This is a genomic window from Pseudomonas sp. LAP_36 (assembly GCF_019456785.1).
In the GTDB taxonomy this organism is placed as follows: domain Bacteria; phylum Pseudomonadota; class Gammaproteobacteria; order Pseudomonadales; family Pseudomonadaceae; genus Aquipseudomonas; species Aquipseudomonas tritici.
Map to the genome: position 1 here is coordinate 391591 of NZ_JAHZMS010000002.1, position 25991 is coordinate 417581.

Annotated in this window: 26 protein-coding genes and 2 pseudogenes; 20 read left to right on the plus strand and 8 right to left on the minus strand. The window is 59.1% G+C overall.

All coding sequences use genetic code 11. From position 1 onward, the window contains the following. Positions 1-11: 11 nt before the first annotated feature. Complete coding sequence (locus tag JBO08_RS07400; RefSeq protein ID WP_065880594.1) at positions 12-2171, plus strand: TonB-dependent siderophore receptor; 2160 nt, start codon at positions 12-14, stop codon at positions 2169-2171. A gap of 164 nt (positions 2172-2335) precedes the next feature. Then, complete coding sequence (locus tag JBO08_RS28295) at positions 2336-3832, plus strand: methyl-accepting chemotaxis protein (RefSeq protein ID WP_065872944.1); 1497 nt, start codon at positions 2336-2338, stop codon at positions 3830-3832. Positions 3833-3879: 47 nt separating this feature from the next. Here JBO08_RS28295 and JBO08_RS07410 read toward each other — a convergent pair. From JBO08_RS07410 to JBO08_RS07420, 3 genes and pseudogenes are all read right to left on the minus strand, one after another. Next, a pseudogene (locus tag JBO08_RS07410) lies at positions 3880-4479 on the minus strand (HAD-IA family hydrolase); the annotation flags it as partial. A gap of 73 nt (positions 4480-4552) precedes the next feature. After that, a complete protein-coding gene (locus JBO08_RS07415) occupies positions 4553-6034 on the minus strand; it encodes an MFS transporter (RefSeq protein WP_258407026.1) in 1482 nt (493 codons plus the stop codon). Positions 6035-6139: 105 nt separating this feature from the next. Beyond that, a complete protein-coding gene (locus tag JBO08_RS07420; RefSeq protein WP_065880596.1) occupies positions 6140-6628 on the minus strand; it encodes a heme-binding protein in 489 nt (162 codons plus the stop codon). Between the two features lie 111 nt (positions 6629-6739). Here JBO08_RS07420 and JBO08_RS07425 point away from each other — a divergent pair, with 111 nt between their 5' ends. From JBO08_RS07425 to JBO08_RS07445, 5 genes are all read left to right on the plus strand, one after another. Beyond that, a complete protein-coding gene (locus JBO08_RS07425; protein WP_065880597.1) occupies positions 6740-7621 on the plus strand; it encodes a LysR family transcriptional regulator in 882 nt (293 codons plus the stop codon). 263 nt (positions 7622-7884) lie between these two features. Beyond that, entirely contained in the window at positions 7885-8859 is a 975-nt protein-coding gene (locus JBO08_RS07430) for an EamA family transporter (RefSeq protein WP_065880598.1), read from the plus strand. A gap of 142 nt (positions 8860-9001) precedes the next feature. Further along, positions 9002-10339 carry an MFS transporter gene (locus JBO08_RS07435; protein WP_065872938.1) on the plus strand — a complete coding sequence of 446 codons (1338 nt, stop codon included), beginning with the start codon at positions 9002-9004 and terminating at the stop codon, positions 10337-10339. A gap of 218 nt (positions 10340-10557) precedes the next feature. Continuing rightward, positions 10558-11010 carry a thiol-disulfide oxidoreductase DCC family protein gene (locus tag JBO08_RS07440; protein WP_065872937.1) on the plus strand — a complete coding sequence of 151 codons (453 nt, stop codon included), beginning with the start codon at positions 10558-10560 and terminating at the stop codon, positions 11008-11010. After that, positions 11007-11411, plus strand: coding sequence for a DoxX-like family protein (locus tag JBO08_RS07445; RefSeq protein WP_065880600.1), 405 nt, complete (start codon positions 11007-11009; stop codon positions 11409-11411). The genes JBO08_RS07440 and JBO08_RS07445 overlap by 4 nt, the downstream gene beginning before the upstream one ends. Here the strand turns inward: JBO08_RS07445 and JBO08_RS07450 are convergent. Together JBO08_RS07450 and JBO08_RS07455 are read right to left on the minus strand one after the other, a co-directional pair. Then, positions 11323-12483, minus strand: a complete 1161-nt coding sequence (locus JBO08_RS07450) for a saccharopine dehydrogenase family protein (protein ID WP_220074242.1) — start codon at positions 12481-12483, stop codon at positions 11323-11325. The two genes, JBO08_RS07445 and JBO08_RS07450, sit on opposite strands and share 89 nt — an antisense overlap. Positions 12484-12563: 80 nt before the next feature. Next, positions 12564-13730, minus strand: a complete 1167-nt coding sequence (locus tag JBO08_RS07455; RefSeq protein WP_065880601.1) for an MFS transporter — start codon at positions 13728-13730, stop codon at positions 12564-12566. Between the two features lie 94 nt (positions 13731-13824). Here JBO08_RS07455 and JBO08_RS07460 point away from each other — a divergent pair, with 94 nt between their 5' ends. Continuing rightward, positions 13825-14718, plus strand: a complete 894-nt coding sequence (locus JBO08_RS07460; RefSeq protein ID WP_083207068.1) for a LysR family transcriptional regulator — start codon at positions 13825-13827, stop codon at positions 14716-14718. Between the two features lie 22 nt (positions 14719-14740). On the opposite strand, the pseudogene JBO08_RS07465 reads toward JBO08_RS07460, so the two are convergent. Then, positions 14741-15346: pseudogene (locus JBO08_RS07465) on the minus strand (LysR family transcriptional regulator). Positions 15347-15389: 43 nt separating this feature from the next. On the opposite strand from JBO08_RS07465, the gene JBO08_RS07470 reads away from it, so the two are divergent. Continuing rightward, entirely contained in the window at positions 15390-15668 is a 279-nt protein-coding gene (locus tag JBO08_RS07470) for an isochorismatase family protein (RefSeq protein ID WP_065872933.1), read from the plus strand. Positions 15669-15743: 75 nt separating this feature from the next. Here the strand turns inward: JBO08_RS07470 and JBO08_RS07475 are convergent, their stop codons facing one another. After that, positions 15744-16505: a pyrroline-5-carboxylate reductase gene (locus JBO08_RS07475; protein ID WP_065890916.1), complete on the minus strand. Its 762-nt coding sequence runs from the start codon at positions 16503-16505 to the stop codon at positions 15744-15746. A 163-nt stretch (positions 16506-16668) separates the two neighbouring features. Here JBO08_RS07475 and JBO08_RS07480 point away from each other — a divergent pair, with 163 nt between their 5' ends. The 9 genes from JBO08_RS07480 (at position 16669) to JBO08_RS07520 (ending at position 22137) form a co-directional block, all read left to right on the plus strand. Beyond that, positions 16669-17025 carry a VOC family protein gene (locus JBO08_RS07480; protein ID WP_065872931.1) on the plus strand — a complete coding sequence of 119 codons (357 nt, stop codon included), beginning with the start codon at positions 16669-16671 and terminating at the stop codon, positions 17023-17025. A gap of 55 nt (positions 17026-17080) precedes the next feature. Further along, positions 17081-17545 (plus strand): hypothetical protein, encoded by a 465-nt coding sequence (locus JBO08_RS07485; RefSeq protein WP_065872930.1) that lies wholly within the window; start codon positions 17081-17083, stop codon positions 17543-17545. Positions 17546-17753: 208 nt separating this feature from the next. Further along, entirely contained in the window at positions 17754-18185 is a 432-nt protein-coding gene (locus JBO08_RS07490) for a VOC family protein (protein ID WP_065890915.1), read from the plus strand. A 137-nt stretch (positions 18186-18322) separates the two neighbouring features. Continuing rightward, a complete protein-coding gene (locus tag JBO08_RS07495) occupies positions 18323-18931 on the plus strand; it encodes a hypothetical protein (RefSeq protein WP_225930631.1) in 609 nt (202 codons plus the stop codon). Between the two features lie 84 nt (positions 18932-19015). Beyond that, complete coding sequence (locus JBO08_RS07500; RefSeq protein ID WP_065880607.1) at positions 19016-19558, plus strand: AAA family ATPase; 543 nt, start codon at positions 19016-19018, stop codon at positions 19556-19558. A gap of 109 nt (positions 19559-19667) precedes the next feature. After that, positions 19668-20159 carry a GNAT family N-acetyltransferase gene (locus JBO08_RS07505; RefSeq protein ID WP_065890913.1) on the plus strand — a complete coding sequence of 164 codons (492 nt, stop codon included), beginning with the start codon at positions 19668-19670 and terminating at the stop codon, positions 20157-20159. 199 nt (positions 20160-20358) lie between these two features. Continuing rightward, on the plus strand, positions 20359-20979 hold the full coding sequence (locus tag JBO08_RS07510) for a LysE family translocator (RefSeq protein WP_065872925.1): 621 nt from the start codon (positions 20359-20361) through the stop codon (positions 20977-20979). A gap of 29 nt (positions 20980-21008) precedes the next feature. After that, positions 21009-21728, plus strand: a complete 720-nt coding sequence (locus tag JBO08_RS07515; RefSeq protein WP_065880608.1) for an SDR family oxidoreductase — start codon at positions 21009-21011, stop codon at positions 21726-21728. Between the two features lie 16 nt (positions 21729-21744). Further along, entirely contained in the window at positions 21745-22137 is a 393-nt protein-coding gene (locus JBO08_RS07520; RefSeq protein WP_065872923.1) for an ester cyclase, read from the plus strand. A gap of 114 nt (positions 22138-22251) precedes the next feature. On the opposite strand, the gene JBO08_RS07525 is transcribed toward JBO08_RS07520, so the two are convergent. Next, positions 22252-23148, minus strand: coding sequence for an SGNH/GDSL hydrolase family protein (locus tag JBO08_RS07525; RefSeq protein ID WP_220074241.1), 897 nt, complete (start codon positions 23146-23148; stop codon positions 22252-22254). Between the two features lie 206 nt (positions 23149-23354). Between JBO08_RS07525 and JBO08_RS07530 the strand changes: the two genes are divergently transcribed. Together JBO08_RS07530 and dapA are read left to right on the plus strand one after the other, a co-directional pair. Beyond that, complete coding sequence (locus JBO08_RS07530) at positions 23355-24746, plus strand: hypothetical protein (protein WP_220074240.1); 1392 nt, start codon at positions 23355-23357, stop codon at positions 24744-24746. Positions 24747-25038: 292 nt separating this feature from the next. Beyond that, positions 25039-25887, plus strand: a complete 849-nt coding sequence (gene dapA, locus JBO08_RS07535) for a 4-hydroxy-tetrahydrodipicolinate synthase (protein ID WP_220074239.1) — start codon at positions 25039-25041, stop codon at positions 25885-25887. Positions 25888-25991 lie beyond the last annotated feature (104 nt).

Consider the following 25991-nt stretch of genomic DNA (forward strand, 5'->3'; position numbering starts at 1 on the left):
GGTTCAGTTCCATGCCTGTGCAACAACACGGCGGCAAAGGTTTTTCACCCAGTTTAATGGCGTTGGCTGTCTGTCTTGCAAGCGCCCAAGCGGCCTTTGCCGCGGACACTGAAACGCCAGCAACCACGCTTGAGCTGGGTGCCACGCAAATCTCCGGGGAGCAGCAGCTTGGCGAAACCACCGAAGGCACGCAGTCCTATACCACCGGCGCGATGAAAACGGCGACCAAGCTGCCATTGACCATGCGTGAGACCCCGCAGGCCGTCACGGTGATCACCCGCCAACGCATGGACGACCAGGCCATGACCAGCGTCAATGACGTGGTCAAGAACACTCCCGGCCTGTTCCTCAGCCAATCCAGCGGCCCCGGTCGGCATACCTATAAATCACGCGGGTTCGACATCGACAACATGATGTTCGACGGCATCCCCAGTTCGTATTCTGGCTACGCCAACAGCGTGCAGCCCAACTTAGCGATGTTCGACCGGGTGGAAGTGATTCGTGGCGCAACCGGACTGGTCACCGGCGCGGGCAACCCTTCGGCTGCGATCAACTTTGTGCGCAAGCGTCCCACTGCCACGCCGCAGGTTTCGATCACCGGTGCTGCCGGCAGTTGGGATGATTATCGCGGCGAATTCGACGCTTCCAGCGCCTTGAATGACAGCGGCACCCTGCGCGGTCGCGTGGTGGGTTCATACCGGGACGCCAACAGTTTCCGCAAGGGTGAAGAAAGCGACCACGGACTGTTCTATGCCATCGGCGAAGCCGACCTCAGCGAAAACACCACCGCGACCCTGGGCTTCTCGCGCCAGGAAGATCAGACCAACCACTTCTGGGGCGGCTTGCCGATCGGCACTGACGGCCACCACCTGAACCTGCCTCGCTCCACCAACCCCGGCTCGGACTGGGAAAACAAGAAACTGACCATCGACACGGTATTTGGTGATATCGAGCATCGCTTCGCCAACGATTGGAAACTCCACATCGCCGGCTCCTCATCACAGTTGGACGGTGTATTCACCGGTACCTACCAGTCGCGCTATGAAACCACCCTGGCGCGCACCGCCTACCAATCGCACCAGGATGACAAGCAATACGGGCTGGACACCTTCTTCAGCGGCCCGGTCGAAGCCTTCGGTCGTACCCATGAAGTGGTGGTGGGCACCAGCAAACGCATCTATGACGCCACCTCCAAGGAGTTCAGCCCCTACGACACCAACTACCCACTCAATGGCGCAAAGCCGAACTTCGTACGCGACGGCAAAGGCCACAGCATCACCACCCAGGATGGGGTTTACTTGACAACCCGACTGAACCTGGCAGACCCGCTCAAGGTCATCCTGGGCGCCCGTGTGGACTGGTATGACTACGATGACCGCCAGGGCGATGGCGACTACAAAGTCACCCGCAACCTCACACGCTACGCCGGGGTGATCTACGACCTTGACGAGCACCATTCGGTCTACGCCAGCTATACCGATATCTTCACGCCGCAGACAAGTCGGGATTTTTCGGACAAACCCTTGGAACCTATCGTCGGTGAAAACTACGAAGTCGGCATCAAGGGCGAGTACTTTAACGGTGCGCTCAACGCCAGCCTGGCAGTATTCCAGATCGACCAGAAAAACCGCGCGACATTGCCTGACAGCCAGGTGGGATGCCCGATCACCGCCTGCTACGAAGCGTCCGGACTGGTTCGCAGCCAGGGTATAGATCTGGAGCTGCAAGGTTCCCTCACTGAGAACTGGCAAGTCGGCGGTGGCTTTACCTACACCCGTGCGCATTACGTCAAGGACACCAAGCCTGCCAATAACAACCAGCGTTTCGACACCGACACCCCAGAGCGCCTGTTCAAACTCACCACCTCCTATCGCTTCCAGGGCCCGCTGGAAAAACTGCGCATCGGTGGCAACGTTTACTGGCAAAGCCGCATGTACAACGATGTGGTGCTCGCCAACAGCAATACCTATCGCCTGGAACAAGGCAGCTATGCAGTTGCAGACGTTATGGCCGGGTACCAGGTAAACAAGCATCTGGACCTGCAGTTGAACGTGAACAACATCTTTGACCGCACCTACTACTCGGCAATCGCCACCAGCCCGATCTGGGGTTCCACCGACACCTACGGCAACCCACGCAGCTTTGGCGTCACGGCCAAATACAGCTTCTGACCGCACCTTTATAAACGGCTAGCCGACCGGGTAGCCGTTCCTCAAGTCCCTTCTCTTGATGCCGATATACCTTTGGCAACACTCAATCCAATAAAAATAAAACACCCAACTTGCTCCACCCTGCCCCCGCTTTGTTTCGACCAGACCCCATGGAGTCAGTGTGAATGCCCACCCCCGCGCGTTTTTTCGAGCACTACCGTAAAGCCGACCGCATCATGCTGGCGTTGATCTGGCTGATGTTTTTGTTTTCGCTGGGCCTGGCGTTCTGGCACGACACATTGATGCAGGCCGTGATCGTGGGCGGCGGCACCGGCGTGGTGCTCACTGCGCTTTATCGAGCCCTTGGCGGAACCCGCGTGATGCGCTGCGCATTAGGCGCGGGCCTGATGGTGATGGCGGCATTGCACATCAACCAGGCGCAGGGGGTGATCGAAGCGCACTTCGGGATCTTCGCGCTGCTGGCGGTCCTGACGTTTTATCGCGACTGGCTGCCGATCCTGATCGCAGCGGCGACAATTGCCGTGCACCACGTGGTGTTCCATGCGCTGCAACATCAAGGTTTCCCGGTATTCGTGATGGAACACCACGGCGGCTGGACCATGGTGTTCGTTCACGCCTTCTACGTGGTGATGGAAACCGTTGCCCTGCTCTACCTGGCCGTGCACAGCCAGGCCGAAGCAGTCGAGAGCCAGGAAATGCTCGAGAAAATGCTCGCGGTCACTTCTCAGCTCACTGTTGAGGCCGACAGCGCTGACAAAGGCACAATGCGCGTTTCCCTGGCCAAGCGTTTCGACCACTTCCTGCAACAGATCACCCACCTGATCGACGGCGTCGCCCGTGACTCCCACGGCCTCGGCCAACTCGGCCAGGAACTGGCAGACGCCAGCGGCACCCTGGAAAAAGGCGCGCGGCATCAGTTGGCAGAAATCACCCAGATGACCGGCTCGATGCAGCGCATGGAAGACGCCATGGGCCACATCGCCGTACACGTCGAACATGCCGTGGATCACGCAGGCAAAGCCAGTCAACAAGTCCTGCGCGGCCAGGAAAGCGTGAGCCGCGCCCAGCAGGAAATCACCCAATTGGCCTCACGCCTCAACGGCACGCACGAGACCGTGCAAGGCCTGGCCACACAAGCCGAACACATCGGCACCGTACTGGAAGTCATCAGCAGCATCGCCAACCAAACCAACCTTCTCGCCCTCAACGCCGCCATCGAAGCCGCCCGCGCCGGCGAGCAAGGCCGTGGCTTCGCGGTGGTCGCCGACGAAGTCCGCAGCCTGGCGCAGCGCACGGCGGTGTCCACCCAAGAAATCAAAACCATCATCGAAAGCCTGCAACACGGCAGCCGCCAAGCCGTAGAAGCCATGCACGACAGCCGCCAAGGCGTCGAACGTTGCGTGGAAGACAGCCAGGTGGCGGTCGATATGCTGCGCGCGGTAGGCAATGACATCGCGCACATCGACGACCTGAATGGGCGGATCGTGACCACCACCCGCGAACAGACCTCGGCGAACCTGGAGATTGTCGGGCGGTTGCAGTCGGTGCAAAGCATTGCGCAGAGCACGGCGGATGATGTGGAGATGTTGGCGAGGAGCAGTGAACGGTTGCCGCCGATTGCGGTGCGGTTGGATGCGTTGGGGAGGCGGTTTCATCAGTGATGAGGCCTGCGCTGCCTGCAAAGGACGCTGCTTTTAGCACACGATGTTCAATGCACAGGCAAGCCAACGATGTCGAGAATGTCACTGAATTTTGTGAGGTTAGCGGCGTTGCAATCGTCGGGCAGAGTTCCGTAGCCCCAACTGGCAAAAGCAAACGGAATTCCGTACGCACGGGCGGCTTCAAAATCGTTCCAGTTGTCTCCGATCATGATCTTGGGAAGCTTTTCATAATCGGCCCGCGCTACCACTGCACTTAGGTGTCTAGGGTCAGGCTTCTTGAAGGCCACGGTATCCCCACCACAAACCACATCCATAAATCTCAACAGGTCGGTTTGCTTGAGAATATCGATGGCGATCATTTCGTTTTTATTCGTACAAACCGATAGTTTCCATCCCGCGCCTCGCAACGCGCTGAGGGTTTCAATTACCCCTTCATAGGGTTTTGTCATCCGGTGGTCAGTATGTTCGTAGCGCGAGGTGAAGGTATCGATCGCTTCTTCCAAATCATCCACTCCCCGCAAGCAGAACGCCCGCTTGGCAAAAGAACGCATTCCGTCACCGAGGAATAATGAAGTGGTTGCGACCAGAATTGGCTCAAGATTCCGCTCGATCAGAATGGTGTTCAGTTGCGCGGTCATGTCGCCCGCAGAGTCGACAAGAGACCGTCAAGGTCAAAAATGATTGCGCCGGTCTCAATCGGGTGTGCAACTTCCAGGTCATTTATCGACATGTATTTTTACTCACGTTTTGCAGGGCTATGGCTTTTTTGCTACGCATCAGCACATACACCCCAGCGGATGCGAGCAGCGAGAACAGAGCGGCAATCACAAAGGCGCCCGCGAATCCCTGGCTGTAACTCTGCTGAGCGAGCCCCCTCAGCGTTTCGGTTAAGTCGTGGGGATACAGTGCGATAGCACGCTCGAAGTCGCCTGCCATGACGTACTCGGAAAATCCGGGTTTAGCAGACACTCCCGCGTCTATCAGCCTGCTTTCTACCGCCGATTTCACGCCACTGGCGAGTACCGCTCCCAGTCCGGCGAAACCCAGCAATATGCCGGTGAATCTGGAGGTAGTGCTGATGCCGGATGCCATTCCGGCGCGACTCCGAGACACTGTGCCCATGATGGCCTTCTGGGTTTCGCCATTCAGCAATCCACCGCCTGTTCCCAGGATTGCCATGCCGCAAATCAGCAACAGTTCTCCCTGCTGAACGGCGGCAAACATCAGAATCAGGTTACCAAGTGCAACGATTAAGAGGCCCAGTGCCAGGATGCCCGCGCTTTCAAGGTAAGGTGAAAGCCGCCTGCCTACTTGTGGAAAAATCAGCATCGCAATGGCAAATGGAAGCATGGCGATACCCGCTTGGAGTACGCCGTTGCCACGGCCATTTTGTAGAAAGAGCGGTAACAGCGATGCCATGACTTGAGCAGACGAGGCATAGGCCAGCATCGCGAGTACGGCGCCAACGAAGGGTCTGGCTGTAAACAATTCGAGATCAAGCATTGGGTGAGTACGACGCTTTTCGACCCAGACAAAGACTGCGAAAAACAGCAGGCCCCCGATCATGCTCACGAGGACAGGGATACTCGACCATCCATGACTGGGACCGGCGATGAGCGCCCATGTGGCACTGAACATCCCTAGCGCGAACAGCGCAATTCCCGGGATGTCCAGCGTTCTCGGAACGGGGTCACGAGATTCATCCACCAGCGTCACGACCGCTGCCGCCAGCAATAGGCAGACTGGAATGTTGATATAGAAAGCCCAGCGCCATCCCAGTGAACTGCTGATCACCCCACCAATGAGCGGCGAGACAACCATTGTGAGTCCCATGATGCCGCCCCATATCGCCCATGCGTGGCTGCGCGCTTTTTCATCGTGAAAAGTGTGTCCGATGATGGCTAGGGCAGGAGCAAGCAGGAAAGCAGATCCGACGCCCTGTACCGCTCGCGCCAGATAAAGGCCTGGCGCTGAAGGCGCCAAACCACAGGCCAGAGAAGAGGCTGCAAAGAGCGCTATTCCGAACAAAAAGACGCGTCGTCGGCCGTAACGGTCAGCGATGGAGCCTGCTGGAAGCAAGAGGGCAGCGAAGCAGAGCACATAGGTGCTTATGACCCACTCGACCTCTGCAAACGATGCCTGAAGATCCCTGGCAATGGTTGGCAAAACGATGCCCACGACGTTCGTATCTAGAACGGTCATGGCACAGCCCGCCGACGCGACAGCCAGTATGGCGGCTTCTTTTCTCATGGAATGACAGTCTCTTTTAATAACGGCAGCAGTCACTGCACTTTTTGAAAAGGGCGTTTATTTAAATGCCGCGAGCCCGGCTTGAGCGATCTCTTCATCGTGCTGGGGTGTGTCCGCAGATACCCCTACCGCCCCAACGGTGTGTCCGTTGACGATGATCGGGAAACCACCCCGCATCAGCACAAAGCCTTGTGCGGTGATAGCGGCAGGCCGGGTGCCGTTGATGGCGTCTTCCAGCGCGCCGCTGGGACGTCGGAACAGAGCAGCTGTGCGCGCTTTGCCGGGAGCCAGTTCAACACCCGCTGGGACAGCGGCGTTGTCCATGCGAGCGAGGAGAATGGGCAGGCCAGCACTATCGACAACGGAGATCACGCACGGCCACCCAGCCGTTTGTGCCTTCGTTTGCGCCGCTGAGAGGATCTGTTGAGCGGCGGCAAGCGTCAGAACTGGCTGGCTGGGCAACTCCAATGCTGCTGCTGGCAAGGAAACAAGTGCGAGGGATCCAGCGAGGCCAGCAGCGATTGCGATGTGGGGGAGACGAAACATGATGAACTCCTAGGAAAGTGAGTCCAATGATTGAAACAAGGGAGACAATTCAGAACAATAAAGCCTATTAGCCATATAATTCAGAAAAATTGAATACAGGGGTCAAGTCACGTGGATATTCGCCATCTTCGCTCCTTCGTCACAGTTGCGGAAAATCTGCATTTTTCACGATCAGCTGAGCAACTGGGCGTTTCTGCCCCAACGCTCACTGCGCAAATCCAGGAAGTAGAGAGCTCGTTAGAAGCCAGGCTTTTTAACAGAACAAAGCGGTCTGTCACTTTGACGCCGGCTGGGGAAGCGTTTCTGACAGAAGCCCGCTCTACCCTTGAACAATTTGAAAGAGCTATTAACGTGGGCCAACGTGCAGGCCGAGGCCAGGTTGGCCGAGTGGAAATCGGCTACGTTGGTTCAGCCGCCTTTTTCGGGGTACTCCAAGACCAAGTCCAGCGCTTTCGCAATCAGTGGCCAGACGTCATGGTGAACACCAAGGAACTCCCTACCGAGCAGCTCACGGCACGTCTTGAGGATGGGCGGATTGATGTAGCCTTTGTACGAATGCCCGTGCATCTACCTGATGCAATCTCCAGCCGTATTTTGGCGCGAGACCGCTTCTGCCTTGCGTTGCCAGCTGACCATATCTTGGCAACGACAGAGGATGACATTCGTCCGAGCGCGCTTGCGAGCGAGTTGTTTGTGCTCCCTGAACAAGCGTTAGGGTTGCGTGAAGTGGCCAAGCGCGGAAGATTCGATCCATACATTGGTTCGGTTCCCGGAAGCCTGGTCGAAGTGCTGACACAAGTGGCACTGGGCGTGGGTATAGCGGTAATTCCCAGTGTTCTGATTCAAACTATCCAACTGCCAAACGTGGTTTTTAGGGGGATCGCTGGGCCTCCCATTTTTTCAGAGGTGGGGGCTTTGTTTCGCCGCCATGAGAAGCTGCCGATTGTGTGTAACCTGATTAGCCAGATCCTTGAGACCGATGAGCGCTTATAGGACCGTCTGGGATCGACCGCAGTTATAGAGCGTCAGACCTCCGTCTGTGCCCAGCATCTGGGATGCTCCTCCTGCAACACCTGCCAGTCGGTCCTAAACCACTCCACGTACAAAGGTGTGTTTACGCCCACCCGGCGCGTGAACTGCCTGAACGACCTTGCCCCTTCGCCTCAAACAGGCTACAAATCCCAACACGTAGTTGTACGACAACCTAAAAATAAATAGCCATCCCCGACGATGGCGTCCACTGCACGAGTTCCCCCATGACTGCCCCTGCCCCCGCTCAAACGACATCCGCCCTATTCTCCCGTCCCATCGCCGTGTTGATTCTGCTCTGCATGGGCTGCGCGTTCGCCGGCAACCACATCGCCGCTCGCGTAGCCTTCGATGATGGTGCCGGGGTGCTGCTGGCCATTCTGCTGCGCTCAGGCGGCACTTTATTGGTGCTGGCCGCATTAGTGCTGTGGCAACGTCAAAGCCTGCGTCTGCCGCCCGGTGCGTGGCGCTGGCAAGTAGTGCTGGGCTTACTCATTGCCGCCCAAAGCCTGTGCCTGTATTCCGCCGTAGCCCGTGTACCGGTAGCGGTGGCGCTGTTGGTGGGCAATGTTTTCCCTATTTTGCTGGCGCTGCTCACCTGGGCATTTGGCGGCCCACGCCCCACTGCGCGCACCGCCTTGCTGATGGGCTTGATTCTGGTGGGGCTGGTGTTTGTGCTCGACGTACCAGGCCGCCTCTCCAGCAATACAGACATCGGCCCGCACTGGCTACTCGGCATAACCCTCGCCTTCTGCGCCGCGTTTGTATTCGCCTGCGCGCTGTGGATCACCGATCACAAGTTGTCCCAGGTACGTGGTTCCGTGCGCAGCCTGCTGACGATCTTTATCGTGTTCAGCAGCGTCAACCTCGCCGGCGTGAGTGGTGCCCTTCCAGGCGGCCTGAACTTACCGGCAACGGGTACTGGTTGGCTGGCGCTCGCGACGTTGGTCGTGCTCTACGGCACCGGTTTTATCGTGCTGTTCATTTCCGTCCCCCGCCTGGATATGCCGCGCAATGCACCGGTGATGAACATCGAGCCGCTGGCGACGCTGCTGATGGGCTGGATCGTGCTCGATCAAATGCTCAGCGCCGGGCAGTTGGCCGGCGGTGTCATCGTGGTGACCGGGATTATGCTGCTGACTTATCGCAGGTCGCCTCGGCCTGCGCCCGAGCCACAATCACCCAGCCCCGCCCAGCGATAGCTCCTCGCCTCACCTGGCCCAATTCCTGCCTCCACAAGCCCACAGAGTCGCTACTGACTACGCGGACGACTCTTTTGGGCCCCGCGGCCCAACCGCCTCCCCCGATAATCGATCATCCCCGATCATTCCGAGGCCCTCCCCCATGACGAGCCCGTCCACCGAACAGGTCAGCCCCCAAACCCTGCGAAAGGTCATCATCGCCGCCGGCATCGGTAACTTCGTCGAGTGGTTTGACTTCGCCGTCTACGGCTTCCTCGCCACCACCATCGCCCAACAATTTTTCCCCAGCGGCGACGCCAGCGCCGCGCTGCTGAAAACCTTCGCCGTATTCGCCGTTGCCTTCGCCTTCCGACCCTTGGGCGGGATTTTCTTCGGCATGCTCGGTGACCGGATCGGCCGCAAACGCACGCTGGCCATGACGATCCTGCTGATGGCCGGCGCCACCACCTTGATCGGCCTGCTCCCCACGTACGCGGCCATCGGCGTCGCGGCGCCGATTCTTTTGTCGCTGATCCGCTGCGCCCAAGGTTTCTCAGCCGGGGGCGAATACGCCGGAGCCTGTGCCTACCTGATGGAGCACGCGCCCAGTGACAAGCGCGCCTGGTACGGCAGCTTCGTGCCGGTGTCGACGTTTTCCGCCTTCGCCGCCGCAGCCGTGGTGGCTTACGCCCTTGAGGCCTCGTTATCCGCCGAGGCGATGGGCAGTTGGGGCTGGCGCCTGCCGTTCCTGATCGCCGCACCGCTGGGCCTGGTGGGGCTTTACCTGCGTTGGAAACTGGATGAGACGCCTGCCTTCCAGGCCGTTAAGCAGGAGCACGCAGTCGCTCACTCCCCGCTCAAGGAAACCTTGCGCAACCATGGTGCGGCGATCTGCTGCCTGGGCGCTTTTGTGTCGCTGACGGCGCTGTCGTTTTATATGTTCACCACCTACTTCGCGACGTACCTGCAAGTGGCGGGTGGGCTGAGTCGGGCGGCGGCGTTGCTGGTGTCGCTGATTGCGTTGATCTTCGCGGCGGCAATCTGCCCGCTGGCGGGGTTGTATTCAGATCGAGTGGGGCGTCGGATCACGGTGATGACGGCGTGTGCATTGCTGATCGTGGTGGTGTTTCCGTCGTTCCTGATGGCCAGTTCGGGTTCGTTTGCGGCGTCTATTGTCGGGGTGATGATGCTCGCGGTGGGTGCAGTATTGTGTGGCGTGGTCACGGCGGCGTTACTGTCGGAGACTTTTCCGACGCGCACGCGGTACACCGCCTCGGCGATCACTTACAACATGGCTTATACGATCTTCGGCGGAACCGCACCGCTGATGGCGACGTGGTTGATCAGCACTACGGGGAGCAATCTGTCACCGGCGTTTTATCTGATTGCGGTGGCGTTGTTGGCGTTGGCGGGCGGGTTGGCATTGCCGGAGACGTCGAGGGTTTCGTTGCATGATGTGGGTTCGGAGGAGAAGGAAGCAGCGCCTTTGCTTTCGCGTTAGGTTCCCTAACACCGGTGCGGGGCTGCGAAGTGGAGTATCAGGCGATAAAGAGGTCGGCAATGCCGCCTTCGCAGCCTCGCCGGGGCTCGACAGCTCCCACATTTGATCTTAATCGGGGCTAAAATTGCGCCCATAGCGACAACCGAAGCCCAACCACCACGATTCGCGCTGAACACGGGTAAGATCCAGCCTAAGCCCGCCCGATTGGACCCTCACTCATGCCCGCATCCCAAACCCGCCCTTCTCCAGCACCTTTGCTCAACCCTGGCGAAACCGTCGTGTTGTTCGACGGCGTGTGTAAGCTGTGCAACGGTTGGGCCAGGTTCCTGATTCGCCATGACCACCCACGCCGTATTCGATTGGCGGCAGTGCAATCCCCCGAGGGGCAGGCGTTGCTGGCTTGGGCGGGGCTGCCACTCGATCAGTTCGACACCCTGGCGGTGATTCGCGACCACCACTATTGGGTGCGTTCGGACGCGGTGTTCGAAATCATCGCGCAACTGCCTGCCGCGTGGCGTCCCTTTCTGCTGTTGCGCGGCATCCCGCGGGGGCTTCGGGATTGGGCTTACGATCGCATCGCACGCAATCGCTATCGGCTCTTCGGCAAGTACACCACCTGCCTGTTACCGGATCCCGATCATGAGCAGCGTTTTTTGAAGGGCCCGTTATGAACGCCCTGGTGCGCATCAACTGGATCGCCCGAGGCGGCCTGGCGTTTATGTTCGCCTATCATGGGCTGGTGCCGAAGCTGTTGTGGCTAAGCGACGGCGAGCGGACGATGATTCAGGCGCACGGGATCGAGCAGGTGCAGTTATTCGCCACGCTGGCGGGGGTTGGCGAGATTGCGCTGGCGTTATGGATCGTGCTTTCACCACGCAATCCCTGGCCGATCGCGGTGGCGGCGACGGCACTGATTGGGTTGCTGGTGGATGTGGCGGTAGTCAGCCCGGCGCTGCTAAGGGAGGCGTTTAACCCTGTGTCACTTAACGTGGCCGGGTTGGCGCTGTGTGCAGTGGCTTGGAATATCCGTCAGAAAAAAGCACGGCCAGGCTCAGGTTCGCCGGATCGTTGATGGCCGCCATGTATTCGTCGACGCTTATCTCACCGACGCACGGCCGCGCGCCGGGTTCGGGTACGTAGCCCTGGGCGAGCTTGATAGCCAGCGCAACGGCGGCGCAGCTAGGGATTTCCGGGCCTTTGTCGTTCAAGGCCGTCAGTTGCACAGCCAGTGACAACGGTTGGCCGTCGGCACCCAGGCCCCGCACATCGATGTACATTGCACTTTTGCCATCACCCAAGCGTTCGAACCAGGTCCCCAGCCGATGCAGCCGTGCGGCCCAGGTGACATGATCACGCACAATTCCCACCCGCAGCGCCTGGGCCAGCACGTAGTTGGCGACGCCTCCCAGTTTGAGTCCCGCGCCCGCCTTGAAGCTCAAGGTATGGGCGCCATAGCGGCCGGCGAAAATATCCATGTCGGGCACGTCCACATTAGCCAGCACCCGTGTGCCTAGCTGTGGCAGCTTGCGCAGCGTCAGGTCTTGCCAGCCCAACACTTCATGCACCTGGCCGTTCCTGAGCTGCTTGATCGGTTTGCCCGCATAGGCGAGCACACCTTCGACCGTCGACAAGCCCGGCATCTTGGCCGAAGAGGAAATGCCATGCTCGATCGAGTCGATGCGCGTGAAGCGATACCGGTACTGATCGATGATCGCCGACGAGAGCGTCGGCACCGAACTGCACCCCGTGAGAATGGCGACGCCCGCCTGCTTGGCCTGTGCATCCAGCACGCCCACGCCATTGACGAACGTGCGGCAGTCAGACAGGTCGCAGTAGTTCACGCCCGCCTCGATGCAACTCAGGGCGACGGCATAGGACTGCCCCTGAAACGGGCCACCGGTGTGAACCACCAACCCGATGTTCCGAGACTGCAGGACGCCAGCGAACCCGGCCCCCATGGCATCGCCGCACCAGCCTTCGCACACATTGCCCGACTGTGCGTTCAACTCATCAAGTTTGCGCTGCAACTTATGGGGATCACGGCCCGAGAGCACCAGCTCAATGCCCGGGGCTACGGCCAAATGCCGGCAGACAATGCTGCCGAAGTTACCGTAGCCACCGATCACCATCACCCTGAGCGTCATTCCAGTCTTCCCTGAACAATTAATCGTGCGCAGCGTCTGGGGCAGGCTGGCAGCTGAGGCGGCTAACGATACCCGATTTCCTAGACCACCGCAGCGACGCGGGCTCTGGAGCCCCAGGCGAAAGTCAGCACCATCAGCAGCCCGAGACCTGCCATCGCTGCTCCAGCCAGGGATATCGCTGGATACCCTAACCCTGCGTTGATCACCGCCCCACCGACTGCTGCCCCAATCGCGTTGCCGAGGTTGAACGCGCCGATGTTGACTGCCGAGGCCAGATTCGGCGCGCCTTTGGCAGCTTCCATCACGCGCATTTGCAACGGCGGTACGACGGCGAAGCTGGCGATACCCCATATGAGGATGCTCATGGCAGCCGGTACCGGCCAACGCATCAGTATTGTGAATGCCAGCAGTACAAGAATCAGTACGCTCAGTGACACGATCAGAGTGCGGTCGATCGAACGGTCTGCCGACTTACCGCCCCACATATTGCCGAGGGTCAAACCGACGCCGAACAGCACAAGCATGCCGGTAATAAAGGCAGTGGACGCATGGGTTTCGCTGCTTAAGATCGGCACGATGTAAGTAAACACGGTGAACATCGCGGACGAGCCGACGACAGTCAGCGCCAGCGCCGCCAGTACCGGCCCACGCCCCAACACCTTGATTTCGGCCAGCACACCCTCGCTTTTCGCAAGCGGCAGGTTAGGCAGGGCGAACCACAACGCCGCCATCGTCACCACGCCCAGTCCGGAGATACCCCAGAACGCCGTGCGCCAGCCGAGCAGTTCGCCAAACCAGGTCGCCAGCGGTACACCGCCGATGGTCGCCAGGGTCAGGCCCGTGAACATGGCGGCGACCGCCCCGGCGCGCTTGTCCGGCGCCACCACACTGGCGGCCACAATGGAACCGACGCCAAAGAACGCGCCGTGGTTGAGCGAGGTTACGACACGGGCGAACAGCAGGTCGTAATAACCGGTTGCCAGGGCCGACATCACGTTACCCAGCGTGAAAATGGCCATGAGTCCGATCAACAGAGAGCGCCGGGGAATCTTGCCCGTGGTCAAGGTCATCAGTGGCGCGCCGAGCAGCACCCCCAGGGCATAGGCACTGACCAAAAGGCCAGCGGCGGGAATCGAAACACCAAGGTCCTGAGCGATGTTGGGCAACATGCCCATGGGTGCGAATTCGGTGACGCCGATACCGAACGCACCTACGGCGAGTGCTACAAGGGGGGGATTGATACGCATGGAAGTCTCCTCATTCATGCGCCAAATGTTACGATCTACGCTTTTAGGGCACTAGACCGCTAAATTGGCAATCACCTTTGCGTGCGAGGCAAAAATGGACTTCAACGGCAGGTCAGGTGAGATGGCTGTATTCGTGATGGTGGCGCAGGAAGGAAGCCTGTCGGCTGCGGCCCGGGCGCTACGCCTGACTCCCTCGGCAGTCAGCAGAGTTATCGCCCGCACGGAGCATCGCCTCGCCACCCGCCTGCTGATTCGCACGACCCGAGCGATAACCTTCACTGCCGAGGGCGAGGTGTATCTTCGTGGCGCCCGACGCATCCTGGCCGACATGGCCGAAGTCGAGGAAGCCATCGCCGATCAAGGCGTACCCAAAGGCAGACTGCGCGTCAGTGCTGCCCTGGGCCACGGTCGCATGGCCATCGTGCCCTTAGTGGCCGCATTCAGCGCCCGCTACCCGAACATTGTCGTTGACCTGACCTTGGGCGACGAAGTTGTTGACATCCTCGGCGGCCAAGCCGACGTAGCGATACGCTTTGGCCACCTGCCAGACAGCCCTCTTACCGCGCGCCGAATCGGAGACACCGGCCAGGTACTGGTAGCGTCACCTGAGTACCTGCGGCACCACGGCACCCCTCAAGAACCAGGCGACCTGCTGCGGCACAATTGCCTGCGCTTCAACTTCCACCGTGCGCAGCCCGACTGGCCCTTCGCCCGTAACGGCAGCGAGTTTTCACTGAAGATAAGCGGCAATATCGAATGCAGTAGTGGCGAAGCGCTTGCTCAACTGGCTCGATTAGGTGCCGGTATCGCGCGCATCGGCGAGTTCACTGTTGCAGAGGACGTGCAACGCGGTGATCTGGTCCCCCTGCTGCAGTCCTGGAACCCTGGCGATAGGGAGCCGATTCACGCGGTGTTTGTTGGCGGTACAACCATGCCAGCGCGGATACGTGTGTTCGTGGATTTTTTGCTGGAATACCACCGGATATAAACAACCCCTGGCTCAATCGTTTTCATACCGCCGCGCCCCCCGCAAAATGCGGTGACGTGCCGAAATACTCGATCAACAGTTCGGTGAGGCCCCGAATCTTCTGTGCGGGATGCTGGCCTGCCGGGCGGACCATGTAGGCACCCGCCGGGGGTGGTGGATACCCCGTCATGATCGGCACAAGTGCACCGCTGGCCACGCATCAGGGCTTGATGGGCGATGAGCTCCTGCGGCTTCTTAGGTGAACCGTGAGCCTTGATATAACCCGGACTCGCAACCAGCTTGTCGTTGATCGGACCGATGCATCTTGCGATCAGGTTGGAATCCTGAAGGTAGCCGACCCGTATCGCACAGTCGTAACCCTCTGTGATGAGATCAACAAAGCGATCGCTGTAGCCGGTCTGGATATGCAGCTGCGGGTGTCGTCGGGCCATTTCCGCCAGCACGGGTGCGAAATGTGGCGCCGGCCTCTGTGAGCGCCGCACCGCGAGTAGACCGAGCCAGCAACTGCACGCCAAGTTCTGCTTCCAGCCGAGCCAACCTGCGGCTGACGATTGACTTGGACACGCCAAGCCTAAACGCCCCCCGCATCGGCAACCTCTACGAAGGTCTGAAGCTCTTCAATATCCAAATCAGTGTTCCCCATTTTGCGACACAGCTAACCACCGCACGCTATGATCGCTGAACGTGGAGGTTTCATCTTCCCGCAAATCACCGATGTGTTTCCCGGCCAAGAGGTCATTGACCGGACGTTCATCAACACTTGGGAAGACCCGGTAGTCGTGGATGCGGTAAAAGCCACCGGCCGCAAGCAACTAGTCATCGCTGGCCTGTGGACGGAAATATGCGTCGCACTGACAGAGGTGCTCCAGCAGCATGCCGCCGGCAGCGGCATTGCGTATCTGTGGGAACAGCAGTTGCTCAACACACCAGTGCCAGCCATCGAAGGGTAATTTGAGCGGGGATGAAGAGACGCGGGCACGATACCGTGTCAAAAGGCTGCTTCATCCCCCCTCGTAATAATGTCGTCAGCCTTTCTGTAGCCGCTTAAGCACCTGATCAAACGTCTCGCGCCACGCCTGTATTGCGCCGTTATCCCTGAGTACCTCCAACCCCGCCGCCGTAAACGTCCCTGGCGTCGCAATGGCGCTACCCAACGCTTGCAGGCTGGCCTGCGGCTGGTGCCGGGCGCTGGCCAGGCAGTCTTGCATGTTGCCCATCACAAGCTGCGCAGCCTGCTCTTTCGACAAGCCCTTATCGGTAAACCATTGCTGCAAATCGCTCAGGAAGAAGTAGAACCAACCATTCATGCAAGCCGCCACGGTGGCCAGTTCGAACGCCGCTTCGTCGAGCACTATCAACGAACCCAGCGTGCCCAGTAGCGTCTCATAAGGCTCACTGCCTGGCGTGATCACCACCATGGACTGGTTGATCTGGGCCGCATAGGACAGCATTGCGCGCACGGGGCGCGCCTGTGGGAAGCAGCGTTGCAACTCGCTGTGCTTCAAACCGGCCACTAACGACACCAGCGTTTGCTGGGGTTTGAGCTGTATTTCATTGGACAGTTGCTCGACCACCTCCGGGCGCACACCGAGGAATAACAGGTCTGACTCATCAACGACCTGTTGATTGTCGGCCATCACCTCACACGCGCACTGACGGCTGAGTTGCTGTGCACGTTCGTGATTGCGCGGAGAAAGCAGCACCCGCCCGGCAAACCCGCCACGGCGAAGCCCGATCACAACCTTCTCCGTCAGCTCACCCACACCCAGGATTCCAATCTTCAGCACTGTGTTTCCTCCCTTATCTCAAGCCGATAATGGCGCGGTTTCGAAGCATCATAGGCACATTTGGCGACCCCGGTTTCGCCCTGAGTAACTACTCAAGCAAGATTCATGAAGGTGTACGAGTACGTTACACTCGCTGCCTTAAACATCAGCCATGGAGGCAAGCATGAGTGTTCGCGGTCAAGATCGGCAAATCGACAACATCGAGTTCAATGTGGGCGACATTGCCCGCAGCAAAGCGTTCTACGCCAGCGCGTTTGGCTGGACATTCGTCGACTACGGCCCTACCTACACTGAGTTCAGCGATGGCCGCCTTACCGGTGGCTTCACCACGGGTGAGCCGGTTCGACCAGGTGGTCCTTTAATCATTTTGTACACCGACGACCTCGATGCCGCGCAGCAGCGGCTCAAAGCCCTGGGCGCTGTAATTACCCGCGCGACATTTTCGTTCCCCGGTGGAAGCAGGTTCCATTTCACCGACCCTGATGGTTACGAACTGGCAGTGTGGAGTGTTCAACCGTAAACCTGCGCAGTCCCCTCGCAGATGCCCCATTTCTTGATTAGCCCAGGTGTTGTCAATGCGCAAACTTACCCTACCGTTTTTGCTCCTGCTTCTGGGCCTGCACGGTTGTGCCGAAATGCCCGCGTACTCGAACGTCGAGTCCGGCGATATCAACGACGAGTCTCTCTACACCGTCGTCGAAACCGACACCTATGCGGGCAGGCCTCAACGTAGCCTCCTTGACGGCCAAGCGGACCTGAACATCATCCGGATCAACGACAAAAAAGTGGGGGACATTCCGTTCTCCACTTACTACTACCGGAATGACTCCCCTCAGCGCGCCGTACTGACTCCCGGCGCGTACAAGATCCAGTTGGAGTACCACCTGCCCCGCCACTTCATGTTTACGGAGTTGGCGTTTGAGGGGAAGCCCGGCCAAAAGATAATCGCCCGCTCCCAGTACATTGGGCTCAATCGCCTGAAGATATGGCTGGAGGATGCGGCGACGGGGGAAGTCGTCAGTAAGGGTGTGCGCTATTAGGGGGCACCCGCTAGCCTTCGCTTATGCCTGGGGCTGTAGGGTGCCCAATACAATAAGCCCTCTATATTCCACGAGCTGGCCATTGAGTCCGAGTTGAGAGCGTATGGGTTTTCGTACACGGGCCGGACGTTGGTAATCGCACCCTCCAACGCGCTTGTGATTTACAAGCGTCACCGCTGAATAAGCCTAATGAAAGGGAAGTCACCTGATGTTCGAACGTAGCAAGCTGGTTCCAGAGTTAATGGTCACGGACCTGGAAAGCAGCCTGGCCTTTTGGGTGTCCTGCCTGGGATTTGAAGTGGTTTACCAACGCCCAGAAGACGGGTTCGCTTACCTCGACCTGAACGGTGCGCAAGTCATGCTTGAGCAGGCCGCCCCGGATGCAGGCCAATGGCTGACTGCTCCGTTGAGTAAGCCGTTTGGAAGAGGCATCAACCTGCAGATTGACGTTGTGGCTGTGGCCCCCATCATCCAGAAATTGGGTCAGGCTGGATTTCCACTCTTTCGAGCATGCAAAGACACCTGGTATCGGGCGAACAACGTAGAAGTCGGCCAGCGCGAATTCATCGTCCAGGATCCCGATGGCTATCTTGTAAGGTTGGTCGAGCGCTTGGGTGAACGGCCGGCGGGTTCAGCTTGAAGCAGGCAAAGGCGAACGTCCGCTCAGCAGCACATGTCAGGTGGGCGAATAAGCACCCTTCATAGTATGGTTGCGGCCACCAACCATCACAGGAATGAAGGTTACCCATGCGTTTACTCTTTCCTCTGGCCGTCAGCTTGACCCTGATCGGCTGCGCCACCACCAAAACCGACGTCCGCAACGAAGCACAAATCAGCCAATATGACCCGGCCAACTCAGCCCGCGTCCGCCTGATCACGGGTGACACCACCAACGCGGGCTTCCTCAGTGGCCAGACCTGCGAGAAGTTTTACAACGAGTCCCTGCTGACCAAAACGCCTGAAGAAGCCGGATGGCAAAAAGCGCATGTCGACTCGGCGGGCCTTTACCCTTTCAGAGCGACCGACAGCCAGAACAGCGTGATTGGCATGCCCGCCAGCAAGGCGAGCAAAGCCATCAACCAATCGCCCAAGGTATTTGACGAGCATGTCATCCCGGCGGGTAAACCCTTCATTGCCGGGTTCGCCATGGGCGGCTCACAAATGTCCTGCTTTCCCGCGCCCGTCACGCTCATCCCCGAGCCTGGTAAGGACTATGAAATGGAACTTCAGATGCTGAAAATCAGCACGTTCAAGGCCGGTTGCGTGATTGCCGTGCGCCAACTCTCGGCGCAGGGCAATACCACCGTTGAAACACCGCTGAGACCGCAGGTGTGTGCCAAGACACCGTCGGGTTGGTACACCGTCAATCCAGCGCCTTTGCCTTGAAATGCCAGAGCAGGACGGAATAGTCGGCCTGCTTATCGGGTAGCTCACTGACCTCGAAACCAGCGTGTATTCATGGAGGAAAAAATGCGGATTTACATCACAGGTGCGTCGTGTGCGGGCGTGACGACTTTGGGTCAGAACCTCGCCACGCGGCTTGATGTAAGGCAGGTCGATGTCGATGATTATTACTGGATGCCCACAGACCCTCCTTACACAACCAAGCGGCCTCCCGCTGATCGCGTGTCATTGATGCAGCAAGCACTCGGTGACGGCGATTGGGTGTTGAGCGGTTCATGCATGGGCTGGGGCGATGCGCTGATCGCTGATGCGGAGCTGATTGTCTTCGTTGTCACACCAACACCCGTTCGCCTTGAACGGCTGGCGGCACGTGAGAAAGAGCACTTTGGCGGCCGGATAGCGCCAGGTGGTGACATGCATCAGATACATGAGGCCTTTCGGGAATGGGCTTCGCAGTATGATGACCCGAACTTTTCAGGACGCAACCGAGCGTGGCACGAGGCGTGGTTATCCCGGCAGACGGCCCCGGTCTTACGGGTTGACGGGATGAGCAGTGCTGAACAGATGGCAGAGGATGTCGTGCAGGCGGTGTCGCGCATGTCGCCGTAGCTGAACACTCGGAATCCGTTAACCCACATTGCCCCATCCACCGTTGGGACTTTTCAAACAAGCTTTCTGTGAGAGCTGATTCTACTGAATGGAAACGGGAGCACTCGGGATGCAATTTCAGCCCGCAACTACGGATATCCCTTTAGTTACTCTTGTTGGAACTCAACCCAGTGATTTCGAAACACTTGTGGCTATTCGGATTGAAGCCATGCGTGAAAGCCTTGTGCGCATTGGTCGCTTCGATCCCGTGCGGGCCCGAGAGCGTTTTCGCGAAGGCTTTTCCTCCGAGTCCACTCGCTACATCGAAGTTTCCGGCGAGCGAGTAGGTTTCGTCGTCGTCAAGCCGCTTATCGACGGATTACTGCTTGATCATTTGTACATCAAGCCGAGCGCACAAGGCGCGGGCATAGGTTCGGTTGTCCTTAGTCAAATCTTCGTGGAAGCGGAGGCCGCAGGAATGGCAGTGCGGGTAGGGGCTCTCAGAGAAAGCGAGTCAAATCGCTTTTACACGCGTCATGGCTTCCAGTTTGTCGAAAGTACCGAGTTCGACAACTATTATGTTCGTCACCCTGCCCAAGGCAACTCGGCAGCCGAGACCTGATCCAGGCCCAGCTGACCTGATGGATGGCGTCGGTCAACGTTTGCGTGCCGAGGTTTCAACTACCGAAGAGACACCGGCAAGCCAGAGCTAAGTTGATCCGCGCGCGTTGGCGTCATCGCAGACTCAACGCGCGCATTGTCCAACTGCCCCCTGCCCCCTTATCCTCACACCTCCCCGCCCACGCGATCCCGGAGCTGCCATGGACCTCGCCACCCTCGCCCTTTTCCTCCCCGCCTGCTTCGCCTTGAACATGGCGCCCGGCCCGAACAACCTGCTGTCTGTGAGCAACGCCACGCGCTACGGCTACCGCACCTCGTGCCTGGCGGGTATTGGCCGGCTGCTGGCCTTCGCCGGCATGATCGCCCTCGCATCGGCCGGTTTGGCAGTGGTGCTGCAAACGTCGGAGTTGTTGTTTTATGGGATCAAGATTCTGGGGGCGGCGTATCTGTTTTATCTGGCGTATCAGTTGTGGCGGGCGAATCCCGAGGCAGAGGCTGAGTCGACTACTGCTAGTGTGGGATTGTGGGCGTTGGCGCGTCAGGAGTTTTTAGTGGCGGCGGGCAATCCGAAAGCCATCTTGATCTTCACCGCGTTCCTGCCGCAATTCGTCGTGCCCGGCGAGCCGATCACTCCACAATTCGCTCTACTGGGCGTGATGTTCCTGGTGCTGGAATGGATCGCCATCAGTGCCTACGCCTATATGGGCCTGCATATGCGGCGCTGGTTTGCGGAGCCTCGGGGCAAGCGTATGTTTAATCGATGCTGCGCGGGGTTGCTGTCAGCGGCGGCGACGGTGTTGTTGATGGCGCGCAGGGCTTAACTAACGTTATACAGTCAAGGAGACACGTAATGAAAACCATGGTGGTTGGCGCAAGCAAAGGGTTGGGAAAAGCCCTGATCGAGGGGCTCGGCGAGGCTGGGGATACGTTGCTGGGCGTGTCCCGCAGCCGTCCCGAGCACCTGGACCACAAGGCTGGCGTTGAGGTGAAGTGGATCGAGGCTAACCTCGCCAAACCCGCTCAGGCAGCGCAAGTCATTGCAGAAACGATCTTAGAAAGTGGTTTGGACACGCTGATCTACAACCTGGGCATCTGGGAAGAATTTGCCTTCGACCCGACCTACAACTTCCTGGCCGACGACGATGACCAGATCGAAGCCATCGTCACCTGCAACATCACGTCTACCCTGCTGCTGATCAAGCGACTGTTGCCAGTGCTACTCAAAAGCCCCAACCCCAGGATCATCCTGACCGGCTCCACTTCCGGCCTGCCGCAAAGTGGCCGTCCGGAAGTGGCTTTTGGGGCCTCCAAGTTTGCCTTGCGCGGGATTGCCGATGCACTGCGTGAAGGCTATCGCCAGCAGCGCTTGGCGGTTACGTGTCTGAACCTGGGGTACCTGAATACGCAAGACCCTTTGAGTACGCCGCGTGCGCAGGCCGAGCAGCGTGATGAAGGCCACTCGATCCCCGTGCACGACGTGGTGCAGGTGGTGCGCATGGCGTTAAGCCTGTCGTCGGCCAGCTTCGTCAAGGAAATCACCTTGCCGGCCATTCTGGACGAGCGCTTTTAACAGAGGAGAACGCCGTATGCGCCGAGATGAACTCGCCGCCTTTTACCAGGGCTATATCGACTGTTTGAACCGCCAGGACTGGGACCGCCTGGATCACTTCGTGCACCCGGACGTGACCTACAACGCCAAGGTAGTCGGCCTCGCCGGCTACCGCGCCATGCTGGAGCGGGACTTTCGCGAGATACCTGACCTGGTGTTTCGTATCCAATTGCTGGTCGCCGACCCGCCTACTGTTGCCAGCCGCCTGAATTTCAATGTTACCCCCCGAGGCGAGTTTTTCGGGCTGCCGATCAATGGGCGTAAGGTGAGCTTCGACGAGAATGTGTTCTATGAGGTGGTGGACGGTAAATTTGCCCACGTGTGGTCGGTAATCGACAAGGGAGCCATCGAACAGCAACTGGCCGTCTAGACTCCACACACCGATTTTCTGTGGAGACCGACCATGAACCGCAAAAATACCCTTTGCCTCTGGTACGACGGCACCGCCCTTCATCGCCGCGATTGAAGCGGCGGTGGCCGCAGGTTAAGGCAGCACCTCAAGCATCGCCTTGGCCGCCAGCGCGTGGACTGTGCGGGTGGGGTGCCACTCGTCCCAGTAATAATGGGCATCGGGGTTGGTGCACACCGGTTTCACTTCCGGGTAAGTGGCTTGGCACGGTGTGTCCAGGTCCTTGAAGCCATTGGCGGCGGGATTGGCGCGCAGTTTGTCGCTGAAGGCCAAGTGGTCGAAATAGCTGACCTTTGCCACGCCGACCTGCGCCAGCGCAGCCGGGAGTTTTTGCGCCAGCAACTGCTGGTATTTCTTCGCATTATCGACCTGGTTGCCCTGCACCACGGCGGGCACATGGCTGAGGTCTGTGGTGCCCACCACCATCAAGTGCCTGGCGCCCGCCGCTACCAATTGCTCGGTAGCGCTGCGAATGTTGGCCAGGCTGGATTCGCTCAGTGCTTCAATGGTTTCAGGATGGGAGAAATCGGCCCATTCGAAAAAGTCATTGGCCGAGATGAAGATGAAATACAGCGCCTTGGGGTCGGCTTTGTGCGACTTGGCGGCCTGCAAGTGCTCGGCGACTTGGCCCAGAACGCCCGTATCCTGGGACGGCATCATCCACGTGTAGTAGTTGCCGTGGCCACTTTTGGCCCCCCCTACCGCGTAGTCGGTCAGGGGTATTTTCAGTGCGTCGGCCAAGCCTTCGACGGCGGTCGGGCCATTGCTCCAGCGTCCCTTCCAATACAGCGGGCCTGGCAGCGCTTGGGCATCCTTGACCTGTTGCGTCGCGAGTCGCGTGGTGAGCGCTTCGCCCGCGCCATTGTCGGAATAGCTGTCGCCGAAGGCATACAGATGATCGTAGCTCGAGGCGCCTAAGGCGGTCGAGGCAGACAGGGTCAGCAGAGCAGCCAGGCACGCGCGTCGAATCATCGAAGTTCTCCCAGAATGTCTGGATAGACTAGCGCCCCGCTGCAAACGCAGTAAAACGATTGCGACCCGCACATATCCGGCGGCGGCCATGCAAGCGCTGTACAGATGCCGTTTGGCTCGTTAGGCTTTCACCTTGTAACATCCGGCTACAGATTCAGCTCTCCCCGCCGTCACCCTTAAACCCGAATGGACTCAACGAGGCTCTCGTGCGCTTTATCACTCCTCTTTTGCTGATCGGTGGCATCGCCACCCTGGCCGGCTGTGCCAACCAGAAAACCCAAGTCGACCGCATGTTCGCCGACACCCTCGCCCAGCCCCTGGTTGAAAACAGCATCGTGCGCGAAGGCGACCTGCTCAGCTTCGAGCTGCTGATGCCGGACGGCCCGAGTGGTCTGCGGCGCACCATGCAATTCGAGGCAGCCTGTTCATCGCCGCAACTGCATTTGCTGTACCTGGACGGCTCGCAACGTGTCTACCCCGCCAGTGCCGGCCGCTACAGCGCGGCGCGCAAATTATCGCCGCAATTGCGCGCGACCTTGGCCGCCAACCAGACATTCGTGCGCGCCTGTGCCGAAACGCCGAAGCCAGACTGGCGCCTGGTGCAGGCCAACGAGCATGACAACCAGGTATTGATCGACGCCAACAGCATCAAGACCGTGAATGGCGAAACACGCTTCTGGGCCGCCTTCGACGAACCGGCGGTGCTCAACGATATGCCCTACAACGCCCCCTATGCGCAGAAACGCGAGCACTTTGCGGTGTCTTGCACGGACGGTACCTACAAGGCGCTGGCTGGCTACGACATGGACGCCGACAACCGCGTCAGTGATGGCCGCGTCGACAGTTTCCCCACGCCACAGAAAATCGCCGGTAGCGATGCCGACTATGTGCTGTTATTCAATAAGGTGTGCGTCACCCCGCAGAAGATTGCCGCGCTGCCGGCGTTCAAACCACGGCTGAAGGCGCCGGTGACCATTGCACTGACCTCGGTACAACCTCAGGTGCTGGCCGCAATCACGCAGTTGAACCTGGACAAGCCCGCCCGTGCCTTCAAATACGTGCACATGACCGGCACGTCGACACTCAAGGGCGAGACCACCAACAGCCAGAGTGCGGACTTCATCAGCCAAGATGCGGCAAGCGGGCAACTGGCCATCGCCACTCGCGGGCAAGGCTATGAAAGCCACACAGTGAGCTGGCGCAACCTCATCCCCCTGGTGGCGAAAAGCACCTTCAGTTCCTCAGGCATGGCAGAAAGCGAGACGCTGACGCAGCTGAGCTTCACCGGCAACTGGAAATCCCTGCCGGTGGGCGACACCGTGATTTATCAAACAACGCGCTCCAGCCTCAACAGCCTCATTGGCAGCCGCACCAAAGTCCAGATTACCCGCTGCGTAGTTGAACGCGAACTGCAAGCCAGCGAGCTCAACCCTGGCCTGCTCGGGACGGCCAAGGCCCTTAAGTGCAGCTTCGACAATGATGAATACAACCGGGTGAACCACCTGTACTACCTGACCGACTACGCTTACTTCTACGAGTCGAGCACGGACAAGAACGCGTTCTACTACTCCGACACGCGTATCGAGAAATTCGAATAAACGCCGTTGACACACTCTGCAATATTCCATAAAGATGGAGGCCTTATTCAGGGTGTGTCAGCCAATGTCCGCAATGTCCTCCGTTAACCTTTCCGCCATTGGCCCAATTGCCAAGGCGCAAGGTTGCGTGGCGCACGCCCTCAAATCGAAGAAACAGTCGCTCATGTGACCGGGGCGCGCTGTCCCGTCAGATGAGCTGACAGGACATTGAGCGCGACGGTCTTCCTCCCTTGCACAATTCCCTCTGCCCTTCTGACGGTGACTCAAGCGGTCAATCATCAGGAGAAAGTGCATGTCATCGTTTCAAGGTATCTGGGTCCCCGTGGTCACGCCGTTCCATGACGGTGCCATCGACTTTATCGGCCTGCGCCGGCTGGTCAGCCACCTGCTGGAAAAGCACGTGGCCGGGATCATGGTATGCACCACCACCGGGGAAGCCGCATCGCTGAGCCGCCAGGAACAACTCGCGGTGCTGGATGCGGTGTTGCAGTTGGTCCCGGCGCACCGCGTGGTGATGGGCCTCGCGGGCAACAACCAGATTGAATTGCTGCACTTCCAGCGTGAAATCCTGCAACGCCCGGTCGCCGGTTTGCTGGTGCCGGCGCCGAGTTACATCCGCCCGTCCCAGGCCGGCCTAGTGGCCTTCTTCCACTCAGTGGCCGATGCGTCCAGCGTGCCGATCATTCTGTATGACATTCCCTATCGCACCGGCGCAACCTTCGAGCAGGCCACCTTGCTGACTATCGTCACCCACCCGCGGATCTTGGCGATCAAGGACTGCGGCGGCAACCTGGGCAATACCCTGGCGCTGCTGGCCAGCGCTGAGGTGGATGTGTTGTGTGGGGAAGATGTGCAGATGTTCAACGCGCTGTGCCTCGGCGCGACCGGGGCGATTGCGGCCTCGGCACATATAAGGACGGCAGAGTTTGTAGCGTTGTGGCAGCAGGTGCGGGACAACCAACTGGCCGAGGCGCGGACGACGTTTTTCCAGTTGCTGCCATTGATCAACTCGATGTTCATGGAGCCCAATCCGGCGCCAGTGAAGGCCGCACTGGCGCTGGAGGGGTTGATCGGCAGCGAGCTGCGGGCACCTATGCAGCGAGCCAGCGACTCGGTTGTTACCCGGCTGAAGCAATTGTAGGAACGTTCTGACAGAGGTGCTCAGCGGCAATCCGATCGCTTTAGACAGCAGTTACTAATCGTTATATTTTTCCAGGGTGATTGCTCGCTATCAGACTGGCGACA

Coding starts and splice junctions, on each gene's coding strand:
- JBO08_RS07440 (WP_065872937.1), top strand. CDS start 10,558: ATGCCCGCATCCCAAACCCGCCCTTCTCCAGCACCTTTGCTCAACCCT.
- JBO08_RS07455 (WP_065880601.1), bottom strand. CDS start 13,730: ATGCGTATCAATCCCCCCCTTGTAGCACTCGCCGTAGGTGCGTTCGGT.
- JBO08_RS07525 (WP_220074241.1), bottom strand. CDS start 23,148: ATGATTCGACGCGCGTGCCTGGCTGCTCTGCTGACCCTGTCTGCCTCG.
- JBO08_RS07430 (WP_065880598.1), top strand. CDS start 7,885: ATGACTGCCCCTGCCCCCGCTCAAACGACATCCGCCCTATTCTCCCGT.
- JBO08_RS07490 (WP_065890915.1), top strand. CDS start 17,754: ATGTTCGAACGTAGCAAGCTGGTTCCAGAGTTAATGGTCACGGACCTG.
- JBO08_RS07515 (WP_065880608.1), top strand. CDS start 21,009: ATGAAAACCATGGTGGTTGGCGCAAGCAAAGGGTTGGGAAAAGCCCTG.
- JBO08_RS07450 (WP_220074242.1), bottom strand. CDS start 12,483: ATGACGCTCAGGGTGATGGTGATCGGTGGCTACGGTAACTTCGGCAGC.
- JBO08_RS07500 (WP_065880607.1), top strand. CDS start 19,016: ATGCGGATTTACATCACAGGTGCGTCGTGTGCGGGCGTGACGACTTTG.
- JBO08_RS07415 (WP_258407026.1), bottom strand. CDS start 6,034: ATGACCGTTCTAGATACGAACGTCGTGGGCATCGTTTTGCCAACCATT.
- JBO08_RS07520 (WP_065872923.1), top strand. CDS start 21,745: ATGCGCCGAGATGAACTCGCCGCCTTTTACCAGGGCTATATCGACTGT.
- JBO08_RS07485 (WP_065872930.1), top strand. CDS start 17,081: ATGCGCAAACTTACCCTACCGTTTTTGCTCCTGCTTCTGGGCCTGCAC.
- JBO08_RS07435 (WP_065872938.1), top strand. CDS start 9,002: ATGACGAGCCCGTCCACCGAACAGGTCAGCCCCCAAACCCTGCGAAAG.
- JBO08_RS28295 (WP_065872944.1), top strand. CDS start 2,336: ATGCCCACCCCCGCGCGTTTTTTCGAGCACTACCGTAAAGCCGACCGC.
- JBO08_RS07460 (WP_083207068.1), top strand. CDS start 13,825: ATGGACTTCAACGGCAGGTCAGGTGAGATGGCTGTATTCGTGATGGTG.
- JBO08_RS07470 (WP_065872933.1), top strand. CDS start 15,390: ATGATCGCTGAACGTGGAGGTTTCATCTTCCCGCAAATCACCGATGTG.
- JBO08_RS07400 (WP_065880594.1), top strand. CDS start 12: ATGCCTGTGCAACAACACGGCGGCAAAGGTTTTTCACCCAGTTTAATG.
- JBO08_RS07480 (WP_065872931.1), top strand. CDS start 16,669: ATGAGTGTTCGCGGTCAAGATCGGCAAATCGACAACATCGAGTTCAAT.
- JBO08_RS07420 (WP_065880596.1), bottom strand. CDS start 6,628: ATGTTTCGTCTCCCCCACATCGCAATCGCTGCTGGCCTCGCTGGATCC.
- JBO08_RS07510 (WP_065872925.1), top strand. CDS start 20,359: ATGGACCTCGCCACCCTCGCCCTTTTCCTCCCCGCCTGCTTCGCCTTG.
- JBO08_RS07505 (WP_065890913.1), top strand. CDS start 19,668: ATGCAATTTCAGCCCGCAACTACGGATATCCCTTTAGTTACTCTTGTT.
- JBO08_RS07445 (WP_065880600.1), top strand. CDS start 11,007: ATGAACGCCCTGGTGCGCATCAACTGGATCGCCCGAGGCGGCCTGGCG.
- dapA (WP_220074239.1), top strand. CDS start 25,039: ATGTCATCGTTTCAAGGTATCTGGGTCCCCGTGGTCACGCCGTTCCAT.